Origin of the sequence: Novosphingobium sp. B1, from assembly GCF_900176395.1 — a bacterium.
Lineage (GTDB): Bacteria > Pseudomonadota > Alphaproteobacteria > Sphingomonadales > Sphingomonadaceae > Novosphingobium.
On record NZ_FWXL01000004.1, the window covers coordinates 265,732 to 282,086 of the forward strand.

A 16,355-nucleotide genomic window follows, 5' to 3' on the forward strand; every position below is an offset into this window, starting at 1 on the left:
AGTTGCAATCGCAACCACCGTTTCATCCGTATTTCAGGTTTGTGTCATTTTGTTCGTTAATCAGCCGGTAATCAGGATCGACATGCGGCGATTGCGCGGATCTGCCGGGTTGTTCTGGATCAGCGGCTCACGATCGGCCACGCCCTCGATGCGGCGGAAGCGCGGCTCGACGATGCCCTGGCGCGTCAGCGCCTGACGAGTAGCCTCGGCGCGACCGGCAGACAGCGACCAGTTGTTGGCCACCCCGTTCTTCCATGGCAGCGAATCCGTGTGCCCGCGCACGGTGATCTGGCTGGTATCGGGCGCAATCGCCTGACCGATGGCGCGCAGCAGCTCGGCCGCGTCCGGGGTCAAGACCGTCGTGCCCAGCAGGAACATCGAGAAATCGGCATCGTCGACCAGATCGAGCCTGATGCCTTCAGGCGTTTCGGTCATCCGCACCTGCCGGGCCAGACGCTTGAGCTTTTCCGACTGCGCGAGCTTCTGCGCGATCCGCTCCTTCATCACCTGGCTGCGCTTGACCTTGCTGCCGCCTTCCTTGGCGCCGCCCGATGCATCGCGCGGGATCGAAAGAGTCTTGTTGCCGGTCTGTCCGGCACGGTTCGGATAGTCGTCGGCATCGGTCAGCGACGACCCGCCAAGCACACCGTATCCACCGGCGCTACCCTGCTTCACCTTTACCAGTGTCGGCGTGAAGTAGTCGGCAATGCCCTTGCGCTGCTTTTCGGTCGTCGCGCCGAGCAGCCACATCAGCAGGAAGAAGGCCATCATTGCGGTGACGAAGTCCGCGTAGGCGACCTTCCACGCGCCGCCATGATGGCCGCCGGCCACGACCGTGATCTTCTTGACGATGATCGGTTTGGGCGGCTCGTTCTTGCCCTTGGCAGGTGCCTTGGCCATGGCTTATCTGCCGCGCAGAGCGTCGAGGAGTTCCGAAAGGCCGGGGCGGAAGGCGTGGCCCAGGCCCGACCGCGCGCTTTCGACGACCAGCGGCTGCGGCCAGCCGTGCAAGCTGGCAATGATCACCTGCTTCACCGCCTGGAAGATCATCTCGTCCTGATCGAGCACCTGCTTGAGACGACCTGCAATCGGCGCGACGATGCCGTAGGCGAGCAGCACGCCCATGAAGGTCCCGACGAGGGCCGAACCGATCATCGCACCCAGAATCGATGGCGGCTTGTCGATCGAGCCCATGGTCTTGACCACGCCGAGAACGGCCGCGACGATGCCGAGTGCCGGCAGTGCGTCGGCAAGGCCCTGCAGCGCATGCTGCGCCTCTGCCGCTTCGTGGAAATGCGTCTTCATCGCGTGGTCCATCACGTCTTCGACCGCATGGACTTCCAGCGTTCCCGAGGACACGACGATCAGCGTCAGCGTGTCGCAGATCAGGGCGGTCAGCGCATGATTGGCAAGAAGCTTGGGGTATTCAGCGAAGATCGGCGAATTCTTCGGATCGGTGACATGGCTTTCCAGCGCCACCGGGCCGTCGCTGCGCAGGATCTTCATGAGCTTGGTGCAAAGCACGATCGCATCGACGTGATCCTGCTTCGAATGCTGCGGTCCCTTGAACACCTTCTTGAAACCGCCACCGATGCCCTTCAACTCGTGCATCGAGTTGCCGGTCACCACTGCGCCCAGTGCCGCGCCGCCGATGATCAGCATTTCATGCGGAATGGCGTGCATGACCGGGCCAAGCGCGCCGCCGGTGATGGCGAAGCCGCCAAAGACCATGGCGAGCAGGATGACGATGCCAACGATGACGAACATGAACTACTATTCCCGGTCTATGGCTGCGGCGCTCAATTCAGCACGCTGAAGAGCGAAAGGTTGGCGAGCCTCGAAAAGCTGGCCTGGCTGGCTTCGAGCACCAGCATGGTGTTCTGCAGCTTGGCGATGGATTCGGTAAGGTCTGCGCCGCCGACCTCGGTCTTCTCGGTGGTGCGCATTTCAGACAGAGAAGTGCGCCGCTCGGTGTTGAGGTCGATCCACGACAGGCGCGAGCCGACGACCGTCTGCGCGGTGGTGATCGCGTTAAGTCCATCGGTGAGCGCCGTCAGCGTATTGCTGGCAGCCGTGGCTCCGCCGGCGCCGCTCTTGAGCGCATCGGCAAGGTCCTTCGTGACGGCCAAAAGGTCTACGGTGGCGTTTCCGGACTTGAACTTGAGGAACTCCGGTCCCGTCACGCCGCGCGTAACCGACTGTCCGCCGCCCAGCGATATTACCGCTGCGTTTGGCGTGCCAGCATAAGTCGCGTTGCCGCTGGCATCGAGCGTATACGCATCAGCCGCGCTTTCTCCACCGAACAGAGCGTTGCCGCTCCCATCGCGGGCGTTGGCGAGGGCGACCAGATTGTCGCGGAGCTGCGCCACTTCCTCGCCAATTCCGGCGCGTTGGCTGGGGCTGAGCGTGCCGGACGCCGCCTGCGTGGTCAGTTCCTGCAGACGCGTGACGACATTGGCGAACTGCGAGAGGGCATTGTCGGTCAAGGTCAGATCAGTGGTGGCGCGATTGGTGGCGGCGGTGTCGACTTCGTCGAGCGCGTCGGCCCGGGCGAGCTGGCGCAGCCGCGAAGCAGCAACCGGATCGTCGGACGAACGCTGCAGGCGCTGCCCGGTCGACATTTCTGCCTGCGTTTCCTCGGCCTGCTTGCGCAGCGCGGTCAGGTCCATGACGGACCTTTCGAAGAAGGCGCTGGTCGAGGTGCCGTAGATCGTGCTCATGGCTGGTTACCCAATGTTCAGAAGGGTGTCGAAAATATCGGATGCTACCTGCATGACCTTTCCGGACGCCTGAAAGGCCTGCTGGAATCTTACTAGGTTGACCGCTTCCTGATCGAGATCGACGCCCGCTTGTGCCGACAGCGCGATCTTGGAGGTGTTCGAGATGGTCTGCAGCGCGCCGAGCGTGACAGTTCGCCCGGCCAGCGTGCCCGAGACGTCGAACAGGATCCTGTCCATTTCCCCCGCCGGATCGACATCGGCCAAGGCCGCGCGAATGGCTGTGAGGTTCGTGGCATCGCGGCTGCCGGCCACGGTGCTTGACGGCGCGGTGGCGATCTTGCGTCCATCCTGGACAGCAAGCGCCATCGTTGAAGCACTGGTGCCCGAGAAAATCGCGGCACCGGCGTTCCCATCAAGGTCGTTCCCGGTAGCCTGGGCGCCGTTGAACGCATCGACGATGTTCTTGGCCAGCGTATCGATATCGGTCTTGAGCTGCGCGCCCTTGGCCAGGGCGAGTTGCTGCCCGGCAAGCGATCCGCCCGAGAGGGTCAGTGGTTGCCCGGCCACGTCGAAACTGATCGTCTTGTCAGTTGTCGAAAGCGTGATGCCGACGGTCTTGGCGCTGTTGCCGGTGACGAGATCGAGCCCGCCCTGCCCGCCGAGCTTGACCGCAACCTGCCCGTCTGAGGAGAAATCGGTGGCGATGTTGCCGTAGTTGCTCAGTTCCTCAAGCAGCTTGTCACGCTGGTCGAGCAAGGCAGTCTTGTCGCTGCTGGCATCGGCTGCGCGCCAAAGGCGCGCGTTTGTCCGCGCCAGTTCCTGCGCAATACGGTTCACCTGCGTCACGCCGTCCTTGGCAAGGAACTGCTGGCCGTCCGCGGCCGCATCAAGCTCCTGCGCGGCGATCTGGAAGGTGCCGACCATCGTCCGCGCCTTCTCGATCACCGAAGCGCGCAGCGAGGTGTCGGTGGGGTTTTGCGTAAGCTGCTGGAGCGAGGATTCGAAGCCGACAATGGCATCGTAAACGCCCGATTGCTCGATGGCCGATTCGAGATTCTGCAGGCCGGAGACTTCCGCACTGGCCCGTGCCACATCGGACCCGGTGCGCCGGACTTCGGCCTGGCGGAAGGCGTCGGCATTGCGAACCATGGCATCAAGCCGCACGCCTGACAGCGAGAGATCGCCGATGCGATAGGCGCCGCCGGTCGATGCGACTTCGCTGAACGAGGCCGAGCGCCGGACATAGCCGGTCGAGCCTGCATTCGCGATGTTCTGCGCGGTGACATCAAGGCCGATGCGCGCGGCCTGTGCGCCGCTGCGGCCGATCGAGAGCAGGTCCGAGGCCATGGCTTACTTGCCCTCCCCGACGGCAGGCTGCGGCGATACGAGCGCGGCAAGGTGGTGTTCGATCTGCTTGGCAAAGCCCAGCGCGCCGGTCTGCGAAGCGATTTCGGCGAAGCGTTCGTCACGCATCTGGACAAAGGTCTGGTCCATCTTGCCGAAGACGTCATCGCCGCCAAAGTCGGTCGAGCGGGCTGTGGCGAGCATCTGGCGCAGGAAGATCGCCTCGAACTGCTTGGCGACAGCTGACAGCTTTTCCTTCTCGCTCGGCGCTTTCGGGCTGAGCGAGAAGCCGGCGGCAGCAGGCGCGCCAGCGGCTGCGGAAGATAGGATCGCGGTCATATCACCACCATCTCGGCCTTGAGGGCACCAGCCTGCTTGAGCGCTTCCAGGATCGCGACGAGATCCGAAGGGCTGGTGCCGAGCGTGTTCAGCGCATCGACCAGCGAGGAGAGCGAAGCGCCGGGTTTGAACAGTGCGACCTTGGCTTCCTTTTCCTCGGCCGCGATCTGGCTGTTGGGGACGATGGCCGTCTGGCCGCGGCTGAAGGGCGCAGGCTGCGAAACCTGCGGCTTCTCGTCGATCTTCACGACCAGGCGGCCATGACTGATCGCCGCGGGCGACAGACGCACCGCGCTGTTGATCACGACCGTGCCGGTGCGGCTGTTGACGATGACCTTGGCGGCGGTCTCGGCCGGGGTCACGTCGATCATCTCGATCGCCGCCATGGTGGTCGCGCGGCTGTCAGCCCCGGCAGGAAGACGCAGTGCCAGCGTCACGCCATCCTCGATGGTGGCCGACTGCGGGTAGCGCGCGTTGATTGCGTCGCGCACGCGCTGCGCAGTCATGAAATCGGCCTGGAAAAGGTTCCAGCGGAGCACTTCCCCGGAGTCGAAACCGGTCGCCACCGCGCGCTCTACACTGGCGCCTTCGGCAATGCGGCCGACGGTGGGGACGTTGACAGTAAGCTGCGAGCCATCACGCGCGGCAATGCCAAGACCGCCGACGGCCAGGTTGCCCTGTGCCATTGCATAGATCTGGCCATCAGCGCCATAGAGCGGCGCCATGATCAGCGCGCCACCGCGCAGCGACTTGGCCTTGCCGATGGTCGAGACGGTAACGTCGATGCGCTGCCCCGGCTTGGCAAAGGCGGGAAGCTCGGCCGTGATCAGCACGGCCGCGGCGTTCTTGAGGCCCGGCGAGATGCCGGCTGGCAATTGCACACCAAGGCGGCCCGCCGTCCCCTTCATCGCTTGCGTGAGATACTCAAGATTGTCGTCGCCCGTGCCGGCAAGACCCACCACGATTCCGTAGCCCGTAAGCTGGTTGGCACGAACGCCCTGGAACTCGCCGAGGTCGCGCACGCGTTCGGCCAGCACGGGCGCTGGCAGTGCAGCTGCGAGGGCTGCGATCAGGAGAGGAATGAACCGGACCAGCATTGCCATGACCTTCAGAAGGGCGAAATCGCGTTGAAGAACTTCGAGAGCCAGCCTTCGCGGCTTGCCCGGCCGACCGCACCGTTGCCGGTGTATTCGACCCGCGCATCCGCGACTTGGGACGAAAGAATGCGGTTTTCCTGATCGATGTCGCGCAAGCGCACGATCCCGGAAAACTGCACCCATTCCTGGCCTTGGCTCAGCATCAGCCGCTTCTCGCCGCGGACCAGCGCCGTGCCGTTCCCTCGCACTTCTGCGATGGTCACCCCTACCTCGCCGGCGAGCGAACTCGTTTGCGAGGCATTGCCTTGACCATTGAACGACGAATTGCCCGAGGCGTTAAGGGCGTTCGGGTTGAGGAACGACAGCGGCCCGGCGCTGGGTGGTGTCACCGAGAACCCGCCGTTCTTCTGTGTCTTGGCCCCAGCCGTCTTGGCGCTGGTGATGTTTTCGACCAGCACCACCGTGACGAGATCACCCACCGCATTGGCGCGACGACCTTCGACGAAACCGATGTAGCCGGTGCTGGCATTGAAGATCGAACCGGCCGTGGGCGGCGCGGGCTGCATCGGCGCCGGCGGCGGTAGGACGGGCTCGAAACCCTTCTTGGGTTTTGCGGCCGATGCCGGGTCCATGCCGAAGACCACCAGCGCAGCCACCAGCGAACCCGCCAGCAGCGCCCGCAGTGCGGTACGACGGCGGCGCGGCTCCGCGTCCGTGATCGCAAGGAAGTGCTTTTCGAATGGCGTGTTCATCGGCGTCACAGCGTCTGGTTCGCGTTCTGGAGCATCTCGTCGACAGCGGTGATCATCTTCGAGTTGATCTCGTATGCACGCTGCGTCTCGATCATGTCGACCAGTTCCTCGACGACATTGACGTTCGATGCTTCGAGATAGCCTTGGCGAATGTGGCCACGGCCAAGTTCACCCGCCACGCCGACCTGGGCTGCACCTGAGGCTGCAGTCTCCTGCAGGAAGTTGTCGCCCGAAGAGCGCAGACCGCCCGGATTGGCGAAGCTCGCGATCGTGATCTGGCCCAGCTGGGCAGGTTCGGCCTGGCCCTGAAGCGTTGCCGAAACCGTGCCGTCCTGTGCGATCGTGATGGCGCTGGCGCCTTCGGGAATGGTGATGGCGGGATTGAGCGGATAGCCCTGCGCCGTCACCAGCACCCCTTCGGCCGAGCGCGAGAAGTTGCCCGCACGGGTGTAGGCCAGCTGGCCGCCCGGCATCGTTACCTGGAAATAGCCATCGCCATCGAGCGCCATATCTAGTGCGTTGCTGGTGCTCTGGAGCGTGCCCTGGCTGTCGATCCGCGTCGTCGCCTGGATGCCGACGCCGGTTCCGAGATTGAGGCCCGTGGCATAGGCCGTCTCGTTCGAAGACTGCTGGCCGGCAACGCGCGCGTCCTGATAGGCGAGCGTCGCGAAGTTGGCGCGGTCGCGCTTGAAGCCGGTGGTGCCGATGTTGGCAAGATTGTTGGCGATCACGCGCATGCGCGTGTCCTGCGCTTCGAGACCGGTGCGGGCGACGTGAAGGGCTGAACTGGGCATCGGGAACTACCTTTCGAAAATCAGGAGATGCGCATCAGGGAAGCGCTGGATTCGTCGATTTCCTTGGCCTGGGAGACGACCTTGGTGCGCATGTCGAACAGGCGCTGGGCCTCGACCATCTCGACCAGGATGCGGGTGGGATCGACGTTTGACTGCTCGAGGCTGCCGACCATGAGTCTGGCCTCCTCGTCCTGCGGCAGCACGCCGCCGGGCTGGCCACTGGCGACGCGGAACAGGCCGTCGAGGCCCTTCTCGATCTTGCTGCCGACAGTGGAAGCGATCTTGATGCGCCCGACCAGCTGGGGCGGCTGGTCGGGCGTCTCGGGATTGGCGACCGAAACACCGCCATCGGGGGAAATTGAAACCTCGGAACCCAGGGGAACCGTGATCGGGCCGTTCTCGCCGATGACCGGGCGGCCATCGCCGTTCTGCAACACGCCACCGGCACTGACATCGAGATCGCCACGCCGGGTATAGACCTCGCTGCCATCCTCGGCCTGAACCGAAAGCATGGTGTCTCCGGTCAGCGCCACGTCGAGCGGCTTGCCCGTGGCGATCAGAGTGCCCTGCGCCAGCGATGCACCGCGTACCTCGCCGTCGGTCATCGCCCGCGCTTCGAGGCTTGGGCCCTTCAGCGTCATCGGCGTGGTCGTGAGCATTTCGGCGCGGAAGCCGATGGTCTGCGCGTTCGCCATGTTGCTGGCGATCACGCGCTGGCGCACGGTCGAACCGGTCATTCCGGAATAGGCGGTGTAGATCAGGCGGTCCATCGGTCAGGCTCCGTTCGGCAGGCTGGATCAGGTCTGGAGCTGGATCACGGTCTGCGAGATCTGCGTCGCGGTATCGATGGCCTTGGCATTGGCCTGGAAATTCCGCTGCGCGGTGATCAGGCTTACGAGCTCTTCGGCGATGTCGACGTTCGAGCGCTCGAGCGCACCCGACAGCAGCGAGCCGTACTGGCCCGTGCTCGGCTGACCGTAATTCGGCGCCCCGGAGATGCCGGTCGTCACCCAGTTCGACGAACCAACCTGCTTGAGACCCTGCGGCGCGATGAAGCTGGCCAGTGCGACCTTGCCGATGATCACGTTCGATCCGTCGGCGTATGAGGCAGTCACTGCGCCATCATCACCCACGGTGATCCCGGCGAACTCGATCGGATTGCCGGACGCATCGGTGCCGTTGGTGGCGGGGATCACGGCATCTGCGGGGGTCGTCGACGTGATCGTGCCGGTGGCGGTGGTCGGGAAGACCTGCAGGCGGTTGCCCGAACCATCGCTGATATGGCCGCCGCCATCGACCGTGAGGCTGCCGTTGCGGGTGAAGAGCGTCTGGCCTGTCACCACGTTCTTGGTGGTGAAGAAGCCGTCTCCGTTGATGGCAAGGTCAAGCGCCGATCCGGTCTGCTCGATCGGGCCCAGCGCGAAGTTCTGGTTGATCGATTCCACCGCGGCACCGATGCCGACCACCAGCTTGGGATTGGTGAAGGCGCTGCCGACGACGATGTCGGCAAATTCGGTGCGGCTCTTCTTGAAGCCGGTGGTCTCGGCATTGGCGATATTGTGGCTGATCACGCCAAGATCGGTCTGGGCGTTCTTGAGGCCGTTGAGCGAGGTGTAGAAGGACATGGTCGTCTCCTGCGGAAATTAGGCGTTGGTCGAGGTCGGCTGGCTGGCAAGGAGCTTGCCGACCGTGCTGTTCAGCGTGTCGAGCTTGGTCGAGATCGCCGAGAGCGTGTCGGACTGCTTGGTGATCGTGCCGAGCGAGTCCTTCATGTCGTTAAGGTTCGACAGCGACGAAAACTGCGCGAGCTGTGCCAGCATCTGCGTATTGTCGACCGGCTCGGTCGGGTCTTGGTTCTGGAGCTGCGTGGTCAGCAGCTTGACGAAGTCCTCGGCACCCATTCCGCCCCAGCCCTGTCCGGCTTTCGAGGAGGTCTTGGCGCCATTGACGCCGGTGGTGGCAGTTACGGAAGCGATCGACATTATTTCATCCTCATCGTTTCGAGCATGAGCTGCTTTGCGGTCTGCATCGCCTCGACCACGTTCTGGTACTGGCGCGAGCTTTCGAGCATCTCGACCATCTCGGCATTCTCATCGACCGGGGCAGTCCAGACATCGCCATTGGCATCGGCGAGCGGGTGGCCCGGATCGTGCTGGCGAATGGGGGTGGCGTCCGAGCGCTTCACGGCAGCGACACGGACGGTGGAAAGGCCGTTGGCCTGATCGAGCTGTTCGGCAAAGACCGGGCGCAGCGGGCGATATGCTTCCTGTTCGGTGGCGCTGACCGTCCCTGCATTGGCAAGGTTCGAAGCCGCAGCGTTCATCCGTACGAGCTGCGCCGACATTGCGCGGCCCGTCACCTGGAACAGCGTCATCGGATTGTTGGCGGGCATGGCTTATTCTCCCTTGATGGCGCGGGTGATCGTTTCGACCCGACCCTTGAGGAAATTGAGCGTGGCGGAGTAGCCGACCGCGTTTTCGGCAAAGGCGGTCTGCTCGGTCGCCATTTCCACGGTATTGCCGTCCAGGCTCGGCATGACCGGAACGCGGAAGCGCGTTGCCGCCGCCATCGCCTTGTCCTCGCTCATGCCGGCGGTGCGAGCCTTCAGCGCAGCGGCAAAGTCGATGTCCTTGGCCTTGAACCCCGGCGTGGCAGCATTGGCGATGTTGGAAGTCAACAGGCCCATGCGCTGCGAACGCAGTTCCAGCGCAGCGCCGTGGATACCGAACAGGGACTCGCTCATGGACCTCGCCTCACTGGCTGACGGATTTCTGCCGGTAGTTCAGCAAGCACCGTGCCAATTGCCGCAGACATGGCTTTCAAGGCCGATCAGGTGGGGGCAGCGGCAATTCCTTGCCGGACAGCGGCAAATTCCGGCAGATCAGCGGCAAAGGGCTGAAACAACGGGGCTGCCTGCCGTCCTAGCTGGCGATGGAGGCTCCCGGCAGATGCAGTTCAATTCGCTGATCGATCCAGGTTCGGTCGCCATCGTGCTGGGCGGGACCCTGCTGGCGACGATCCTGCGTGCAGGCCGTGAGGACCTCGGCCAGACCCTGCGGGCGCTCGCGGCTCTGGTCAGGCCTCGATTTTCGGTAGATCAGGCAAAGGCCGATCTGGCCGGGCAGGTCGCGGCGATCCGGCAGGACGGTATCCTCCGCGCCAAGCCGCGCAGCATCGGCGACAGCGAATTCGATGATGCCACTGACGCGATGATCCGGTCCCGCTCGCTCGATGCGCTGATCGATCGCCACCATGCCCATCGCAAGCAACGCCAGTACGTTTCCAATGCCGCCATTCGCACCCTGGCGCAGGCAGCCGAACTGGGTCCGGTGTTCGGCATGGTCGGCACGCTGGTCTCGCTCAGCAGCCTGCCCAGCGATGGTCTCGCGGCCGGAGCGCTGAACGGTGCGATATCGATGGCAGTCACCACGACGCTCTATGGCCTGCTTCTCGCCAATCTCGTGCTCGCTCCGCTGGCGCGTGCGGTCGAACGCCGGGCCTTGTCGGAGGAACGCGGACGGCAGCAGGTGATCGACTGGCTTTCGCATCAGATCGAACCGGCCTTGCCCCATCAAGTACCTTCGTCTCCGCCACACCTTCTGCACACGCTCCAGCAGCGGGTCAGCGCATGATCGTCAGGGCGGGCACCGGATGGCAGTATGCGCTGGCAGATCTTTCGCTGATCCTTTTCCTCGTTACAGCATCGGCGCTCGCGCAGGCTGGACATCGCGGGAATGCCGGCGCGCTGATGCAGCAGCCGGCGCCTCATTCGGCCCCGCCCGCGCCGTCGCCACCACTCGCGCCGCCGCCCCCGGTCGCCGCCGCCATGGACAGCGAACCCGTCGCCGTCTGGAGCGCAGGCGAAGGCGCGCCCGCGCTGCGGCAGTGGCTTGACCAGGTCGGCGCCGACACCCGCCTCGAAGTGCGCGTGGTCGTCCGCTACGAGGGCGACGGGCGTGACTCAGCGCTTGCACAAGCGGTGCAACTTGCTGCTTCGGGCGGCCCCCGCGCCCGGCGCGCGCGGCTTCTGGTGGAACCGGGCGACCGTTCCGGCGCCAGTGTTTCGTTGTTCTATGCGCACGAACAGCCCGCCCCGGCCAATCTGGCGAGGCCTGGGTTGGCACGATGATTGCGTAGCATCGCGGCAAACCTCCATTGCCGGAAGCTGCCAATGAAACCCAACATCTTCAAAACCCTCCTGCCAGCCGCAGCAATGTCAGCCGTGCTCTTGGCGATACCTCCGGCCAGCGCGCAACCTGCGGGCTTTTTCGATCTTGCCGGCATCGACACTGCCGTTGCCGCCTTTACCGGGGCCGGCATCGGTCAGCCCGGCGGTGCGACCTTGCCGGTCGATCGACGCTTGCGCCTGGCGCCGTGCCGCTCCCCCCTCGCGACGTCCTGGTATGGAAACCGCCAGGACACCGTTCTGGTGCAATGCCCCGACGCGGGTGGGTGGCGGCTGTTCGTTGCCACCGGCGGCAATGCCCGGCAGGATGCTGCCGCCCAGGCGGTTGCCCGGGGCGAAGCCGTGACCATCGCGGTCGAGGGCGAAGGCTTCAGCGTCAGCCAGGCCGGCGAGGCAATGGAAGCAGGGCAGATCGGCGGCTGGATCCGCGTGCGCACAAGCGCCAAGGCTGTCCCGATCCGCGCCCGCATCGATCGTCCCGGGCTTGTCGTCGTGCCCATCAACTAGGGGGTCTCGGGGGCCGGTCGGCCGGACCATTTCCCGCAACCGGCAAAATTTTTCCGTAATGCTCCTTAAAACGCGTTCACAGGCTCCGTTCTTCTCCTCGTGAAACGCTAGGAGCGGACCATGTCACCTTTTGAAATCGGTGCAACGCGCCCGGTTGGCCCGGTGCAGGTCAATACGGCAAAGACCACCAGGGCCCCGAACACCCAAGGCGCGGACAATGTGCCTGCAGCCCCTGAAGTCAGCACTGCAGCGCAGGTCGAGCGGTCGACCGCGCTCAATGCGGGCCAATCTGCCCCCGTCGACTTCGAGCGCGTGAAGGTTATCCGCCACGCCATCGAGACCGGAAGCTATCCGGTGATCCCCACCAAGATCGCCGATGCCATGATTGCTGCCGGAATGCTGCTGAGGACCACCCAATAATGTCGATCCAGACCCCCGCCCGGTCCGCTGACCTTCGCGACACGCTGCGGCAGATGCTTGCCGTGCTGCAGGAAGAACGGCATGCACTTGCCGGTCTGGACCTCGACATGATCATGGGCTGTGCTTCAAGCAAGACCGATCTGTGCGGCACGCTCGCTGATGTCGATCATGCGCTGGTCGACGAGGAGTGCCGCGGCCTGCTCGAGGCCGCGCGCCGCCTGAACGAGGCCAATCGCAAGGTGCGCAACCTGATCGCCGCCAATGTTTCGGCCCGTCTCGACGCGCTTACTGGCTCGGCGCCGCTCTATCGCGCGAACGCGCAGGTTCATCGCCTCAGGACCGCCTGACGCCAGTTTGGCACGGGGCTTGCTGAAGTCCTTCCACAGCGCCGCTTCTTCGCGGCCGGAAGGATACCGACGTGAGTTCATCCGATACGTTCGCAATGCCGATCGCCCCGGCCGCAACCAGCGGTGCCGGGGCGAACGTGCGTTCGGCTATTGCCGGGGCCGCCCAGGCAACCGGGACCGACTTCGCCTATCTGATAGCGCAAGCGAAGCTCGAATCCAGCCTGGATCCTTCCGCGCGCTCCAGCGCGTCGAGCGCATCGGGGCTCTACCAGTTCACCAGCCAGACCTGGCTGCGCACGCTCGACAAGCATGGCGCCGAACACGGCCTTGGCTGGGCCAGCGACATGATCCGCAGCGGCGCCGTGCGTGATCCTGCCGCTCGCGCGCAACTGCTGGCGCTGCGCTTCGATCCGCAGATCGCCGCGACGATGGCCGGCGAACTGGCGGGCGACAACAGCGAGTATCTCAACGGCGTCCTCGGTCGCCAGCCCGACCACGCGGAACTCTACCTCGCCCACTTCTTCGGCGCCGAGGGTGCTGGCCGCTTCCTGACCGCGCTGGGCAACGATCCTGCGCAGAGCGCTGCCGCGCTCCTGCCCGCCGCTGCCGGTGCCAATCGCTCCACCTTCTACGACCGTGCGGGAACACCGCGCTCGGTGGGCGAAGTAATGAACCTGATCCGAGGTCGCATGGCCGGTGCCGCCGAAGGCACCAGCGGCGACGAGGCCCTGCAATGGGCCGCATCGATGGGTGTCACCCCGGCAACCGCCTCGGTGCAGGCCCCGCAATTCAGCGGCGGCCCCGTGGCGCAGGAATTCCAGCGCACGGCGGCAAGCACCGGCAATGCCCTGCCGGGTCCGGCAAGCTCGATGGCCGATACCCTGCGCCAGGCCTTTGCGCTCAACGACGGTGGCTCGGCTCCCGCTCATGTCCGGCAGGCCTATGGCCGCCTTTCGGCGCTGGGGCTTTAAACCATGCTGAAGCGCTTCGGTTCGCCCGCCGCAATGGTCCTGCCCGCCGGCATCCTCATGCTGATCGTGCTGATGGTCGTGCCGATTCCGGCCGTCCTGCTCGACGTGTTCTTCGTGCTCAACATGGCGCTCTCGGTCGCCATCCTGATGGCGGCGATGAATGCGGAAAAGCCGCTCGATTTCTCCTCGTTCCCCTCGGTCCTCCTGTTCGCCACCCTGCTGCGACTTGCCCTCAACGTTGCCTCCACCCGCATCGTCCTGGTCAACGGCCACGAAGGCGGTGCTGCGGCAGGACATGTTATCGAGGCCTTCGGCGAATTCCTGATCGGCGGCAACTTCGCGGTCGGCCTGTTCGTGTTCATGATCCTGATGATCATCAACATGGTCGTCGTCACCAAGGGCGCCGGCCGCGTGTCGGAAGTCTCGGCCCGCTTCACCCTCGATGCCCTGCCCGGCAAGCAGATGGCGATCGACGCCGACCTTGCCGCAGGCCTGCTCACCGCCGACGAGGCCAAGGCCCGCCGCCGCGAGGTCTCGACCGAGGCGGACTTCTACGGCTCGATGGACGGTTCGTCCAAGTTCGTGAAGGGCGATGCAATTGCCGCGCTGCTGATCCTTGGGGTCAACATCATCGCCGGCTTCTGCCTTGGCATGATCAGCCACGGCCTCACCGCCTCGCAGTCGGCGCAGTTCTACATAACGCTTGCAGTGGGCGACGCGCTTGTCGCGCAGGTTCCCTCGCTGCTGCTCTCGATCGCCGCCGCCGTCATCGTCACCCGCGTCTCCGACAGCCGCGACCTGACCGGCCAGATCGGCGGGCAGTTCTCGAACCCCGCGATCTGGCTGCCGGTCACCGTGATCATGGGCGCAATCGGCGTGATTCCCGCCATGCCCCAGACCGTGTTCCTGCCTGCCGCCGGCATTTCGGGCTACATCTGGTGGGCGCTCAAGAAGCGCGCCGAGCGTCCGGTCCCGGTTGCTGTCGAAGCGCCGCCGCCGGTCGATCCGGGCCGCATCACGCTCGACGAAGTCAGCGACCACACGCTGGTGACCGTCGAGATGGGCTATGGCCTGATCCACCTGGTCGACGAACGTCGCGGATCTCCCCTCGTCGCCCGTCTTACCGGCGTTCGCAAGCAGCTCTCCCAGGCCTTCGGCTTCATCGTGCCCCAGTTCCGCGTGCGCGATTCGCTTGAGCTGGGCCCCAACGTCTATCGTATCCTGCTAGGCGGCGTTCCGATCGGCGTTGGCGACATGCGGCCTGAAAAGGTGCTGGCGATCGATGCCGGCGAAGCCAACCCCGACCATGGCCTGCGCGGCGAGGAAACCCGCGACCCCAGCTTCGGCTGCCCGGCGATCTGGATCGAATCTTCGCAGCGCGATCTGGCCATTGCCGAAGGCTTCCTTACCGTCGATCCCAGCACGGTCATCGCCACGCATCTCAACCAGGTCCTGGGTGACCGGCCATCGGCCCTGCTCGGCCCGGACGAGGTCAAGGCTATCCTCGAAGGCGTCAAGGAACGCGCCGCTGGCCTTGTCGAGACCATCCACCCGCAGCCGATGTCGCTGGGCGCGCTGACCCGCCTGTTCCACGCGCTGCTCGACGATGGCATCTCGATCGCGCACCCACTGCCGATCCTCTCCGCGCTCAGCCAGGCGCTGCAGCAGACCAACGACCATGATCGCCTGATTGACCTGCTGCGCGCAGACCTGGGCCCGATGATCGTCGGGCGCATCTGTGGCCCCAACGACCGCCTGCCGGTCATCACGCTCGAGGCTGGCCTTGAACAGATGATCGTCTCGGGCATGCACGACCCTGCCACCGGCCAGCCGGTCATCGAGCCTGACCTTGCCCGCGGCATTGGCGAGCGCGTGACCGACCTGATCGCCGAACGCGGTCCCGGCGCGCCGCCGATCGCGCTGATCGTCCAGCCGCGTGCGCGTCGCCCGCTGGCCGCCCTGCTGCGCCTGCGCGCGCCCAATTGCCTTGTCCTGTCAATTTCAGAACTGCCGCCTTCGCAGCCGATCGAGGTCATCTCGGTGATCGGTGGCGAGGCCCCGCAACCCACTCGTCCAGAGCTGCCAGTCCCTGAGGGAATTGCCGCATGAAACACGACCACCGCGGCTTTGCCGCTGCCCGCGCCTATGCGCAGAACGAAGCCGCAGACCGCATCCGCCGCTTCCTGCCGATGGTGAAGCGCCTTGCCTGGCACGTCCATGGTTCCGGTCGGGCCGGAATCGAAGTGGAAGACCTGATCCAGGCTGGCCTTGTCGCCCTGACGGAATGCGCGCAGAAGCACGACGGACCGACCGAGGATGGCTTCGCCGCCTATGCCAAGCTGCGGGTGCGCGGTGCGATGGTCGATCTGGTGCGGCGATCAACGCCACTGTCGCGTTCGGCAACCGAGCGGCGGCGCCTGCTGCGCGAGAAGACGACCGCGCTGACCAACGAACTGGGCAAGCCGCCAACTGACGCGCAACTGGCTGCGGCGATGGGGCTGACCGAACGCGAACTGGCCGACCAGAAGGCGGCCGACGAACCGTTGCGCTTCGAAGCGATCGATGATGCCTACTCCGACAGCAACGCCGCCTTTGCCGACGATCGCCCCGACAGCTTCGAGATGCTGGCCGATGCAGAAATGCGCGGCGCGGTGGTCGCGGCGATCTCCGATCTGCCCGAACGCCTGCAGATGATCATCCAGCTCTATTTCGTCGAGGAACTGAACCTTGCAGAAATCGCCGAAGTGCTGGGCGTGAGCATTCCGCGCGTCCACCAGTTGAAGGCGCAGGCGCTTGAAAAGCTGCGCGCGGCGCTTGGCGATGGGTACGACGTCATCTGATCTCTTGCGCCAGCTTCCTGCCACCTGCCCCCTTGCCC

21 protein-coding genes are annotated in these 16,355 nt (G+C 65.0%); 8 read left to right on the forward strand and 13 right to left on the reverse strand.

The window, feature by feature from the left end:
• Positions 1–60: 60 nt before the first annotated feature.
• Genes B9A23_RS09280 through flgB form a run of 13 tightly spaced genes read right to left on the reverse strand, consistent with a single transcriptional unit; the run spans position 61 to position 9,789 of the window.
• Positions 61–900 (reverse strand): flagellar motor protein MotB, encoded by an 840-nt coding sequence (locus B9A23_RS09280; protein WP_084278576.1) that lies wholly within the window; start codon positions 898–900, stop codon positions 61–63.
• 3 nt (positions 901–903) lie between these two features.
• Positions 904–1,767 (reverse strand): flagellar motor stator protein MotA, encoded by an 864-nt coding sequence (motA, locus tag B9A23_RS09285; protein WP_084278577.1) that lies wholly within the window; start codon positions 1,765–1,767, stop codon positions 904–906.
• 32 nt (positions 1,768–1,799) lie between these two features.
• Positions 1,800–2,720 carry a flagellar hook-associated protein FlgL gene (gene flgL, locus B9A23_RS09290; RefSeq protein WP_084278578.1) on the reverse strand — a complete coding sequence of 307 codons (921 nt, stop codon included), beginning with the start codon at positions 2,718–2,720 and terminating at the stop codon, positions 1,800–1,802.
• Positions 2,721–2,726: 6 nt separating this feature from the next.
• Positions 2,727–4,067: a flagellar hook-associated protein FlgK gene (flgK, locus tag B9A23_RS09295; RefSeq protein WP_084278579.1), complete on the reverse strand. Its 1,341-nt coding sequence runs from the start codon at positions 4,065–4,067 to the stop codon at positions 2,727–2,729.
• Between the two features lie 3 nt (positions 4,068–4,070).
• Positions 4,071–4,403, reverse strand: coding sequence for a hypothetical protein (locus B9A23_RS09300; protein WP_084278580.1), 333 nt, complete (start codon positions 4,401–4,403; stop codon positions 4,071–4,073).
• Positions 4,400–5,500 carry a flagellar basal body P-ring protein FlgI gene (locus B9A23_RS09305; RefSeq protein ID WP_084278714.1) on the reverse strand — a complete coding sequence of 367 codons (1,101 nt, stop codon included), beginning with the start codon at positions 5,498–5,500 and terminating at the stop codon, positions 4,400–4,402. Before B9A23_RS09305 ends, B9A23_RS09300 begins: the two co-directional genes overlap by 4 nt.
• Positions 5,501–5,511: 11 nt before the next feature.
• On the reverse strand, positions 5,512–6,252 hold the full coding sequence (locus B9A23_RS09310; RefSeq protein ID WP_084278581.1) for a flagellar basal body L-ring protein FlgH: 741 nt from the start codon (positions 6,250–6,252) through the stop codon (positions 5,512–5,514).
• A gap of 5 nt (positions 6,253–6,257) precedes the next feature.
• Entirely contained in the window at positions 6,258–7,046 is a 789-nt protein-coding gene (gene flgG, locus B9A23_RS09315) for a flagellar basal-body rod protein FlgG (RefSeq protein WP_084278582.1), read from the reverse strand.
• Between the two features lie 20 nt (positions 7,047–7,066).
• Complete coding sequence (locus B9A23_RS09320; protein ID WP_084278583.1) at positions 7,067–7,816, reverse strand: flagellar basal body rod protein FlgF; 750 nt, start codon at positions 7,814–7,816, stop codon at positions 7,067–7,069.
• A gap of 27 nt (positions 7,817–7,843) precedes the next feature.
• Positions 7,844–8,671 (reverse strand): flagellar hook-basal body complex protein, encoded by an 828-nt coding sequence (locus tag B9A23_RS09325; protein ID WP_084278584.1) that lies wholly within the window; start codon positions 8,669–8,671, stop codon positions 7,844–7,846.
• Positions 8,672–8,689: 18 nt separating this feature from the next.
• A complete protein-coding gene (locus B9A23_RS09330; RefSeq protein ID WP_139797394.1) occupies positions 8,690–9,028 on the reverse strand; it encodes a flagellar hook assembly protein FlgD in 339 nt (112 codons plus the stop codon).
• Positions 9,028–9,438, reverse strand: coding sequence for a flagellar basal body rod protein FlgC (gene flgC / locus B9A23_RS09335; protein ID WP_084278585.1), 411 nt, complete (start codon positions 9,436–9,438; stop codon positions 9,028–9,030). Before flgC ends, B9A23_RS09330 begins: the two co-directional genes overlap by 1 nt.
• A gap of 3 nt (positions 9,439–9,441) precedes the next feature.
• Positions 9,442–9,789, reverse strand: coding sequence for a flagellar basal body rod protein FlgB (flgB, locus tag B9A23_RS09340; protein ID WP_084278586.1), 348 nt, complete (start codon positions 9,787–9,789; stop codon positions 9,442–9,444).
• Between the two features lie 205 nt (positions 9,790–9,994).
• On the opposite strand from flgB, the gene B9A23_RS09345 reads away from it, so the two are divergent.
• The 8 genes from B9A23_RS09345 (at position 9,995) to B9A23_RS09380 (ending at position 16,317) form a co-directional block, all read left to right on the forward strand.
• Positions 9,995–10,678, forward strand: coding sequence for a MotA/TolQ/ExbB proton channel family protein (locus B9A23_RS09345; RefSeq protein WP_084278587.1), 684 nt, complete (start codon positions 9,995–9,997; stop codon positions 10,676–10,678).
• The gene (locus B9A23_RS09350; RefSeq protein WP_084278588.1) at positions 10,675–11,175 is read left to right on the forward strand and encodes a hypothetical protein; all 501 of its coding nucleotides are present in this window, start codon (positions 10,675–10,677) and stop codon (positions 11,173–11,175) included. The genes B9A23_RS09345 and B9A23_RS09350 overlap by 4 nt, the downstream gene beginning before the upstream one ends.
• Before the next feature lie 42 nt (positions 11,176–11,217).
• Positions 11,218–11,739 carry a flagella basal body P-ring formation protein FlgA gene (locus B9A23_RS09355; protein WP_254895059.1) on the forward strand — a complete coding sequence of 174 codons (522 nt, stop codon included), beginning with the start codon at positions 11,218–11,220 and terminating at the stop codon, positions 11,737–11,739.
• A gap of 120 nt (positions 11,740–11,859) precedes the next feature.
• Complete coding sequence (gene flgM / locus B9A23_RS09360; protein WP_084278589.1) at positions 11,860–12,159, forward strand: flagellar biosynthesis anti-sigma factor FlgM; 300 nt, start codon at positions 11,860–11,862, stop codon at positions 12,157–12,159.
• Positions 12,159–12,506, forward strand: a complete 348-nt coding sequence (locus B9A23_RS09365; protein WP_254895060.1) for a flagellar protein FlgN — start codon at positions 12,159–12,161, stop codon at positions 12,504–12,506. The genes flgM and B9A23_RS09365 overlap by 1 nt, the downstream gene beginning before the upstream one ends.
• Positions 12,507–12,577: 71 nt before the next feature.
• Positions 12,578–13,477 carry a lytic transglycosylase domain-containing protein gene (locus B9A23_RS09370; protein WP_254895061.1) on the forward strand — a complete coding sequence of 300 codons (900 nt, stop codon included), beginning with the start codon at positions 12,578–12,580 and terminating at the stop codon, positions 13,475–13,477.
• 3 nt (positions 13,478–13,480) lie between these two features.
• A complete protein-coding gene (locus tag B9A23_RS09375) occupies positions 13,481–15,586 on the forward strand; it encodes a flagellar biosynthesis protein FlhA (RefSeq protein ID WP_084278590.1) in 2,106 nt (701 codons plus the stop codon).
• On the forward strand, positions 15,583–16,317 hold the full coding sequence (locus tag B9A23_RS09380) for a sigma-70 family RNA polymerase sigma factor (RefSeq protein WP_084278591.1): 735 nt from the start codon (positions 15,583–15,585) through the stop codon (positions 16,315–16,317). Before B9A23_RS09375 ends, B9A23_RS09380 begins: the two co-directional genes overlap by 4 nt.
• Positions 16,318–16,355 lie beyond the last annotated feature (38 nt).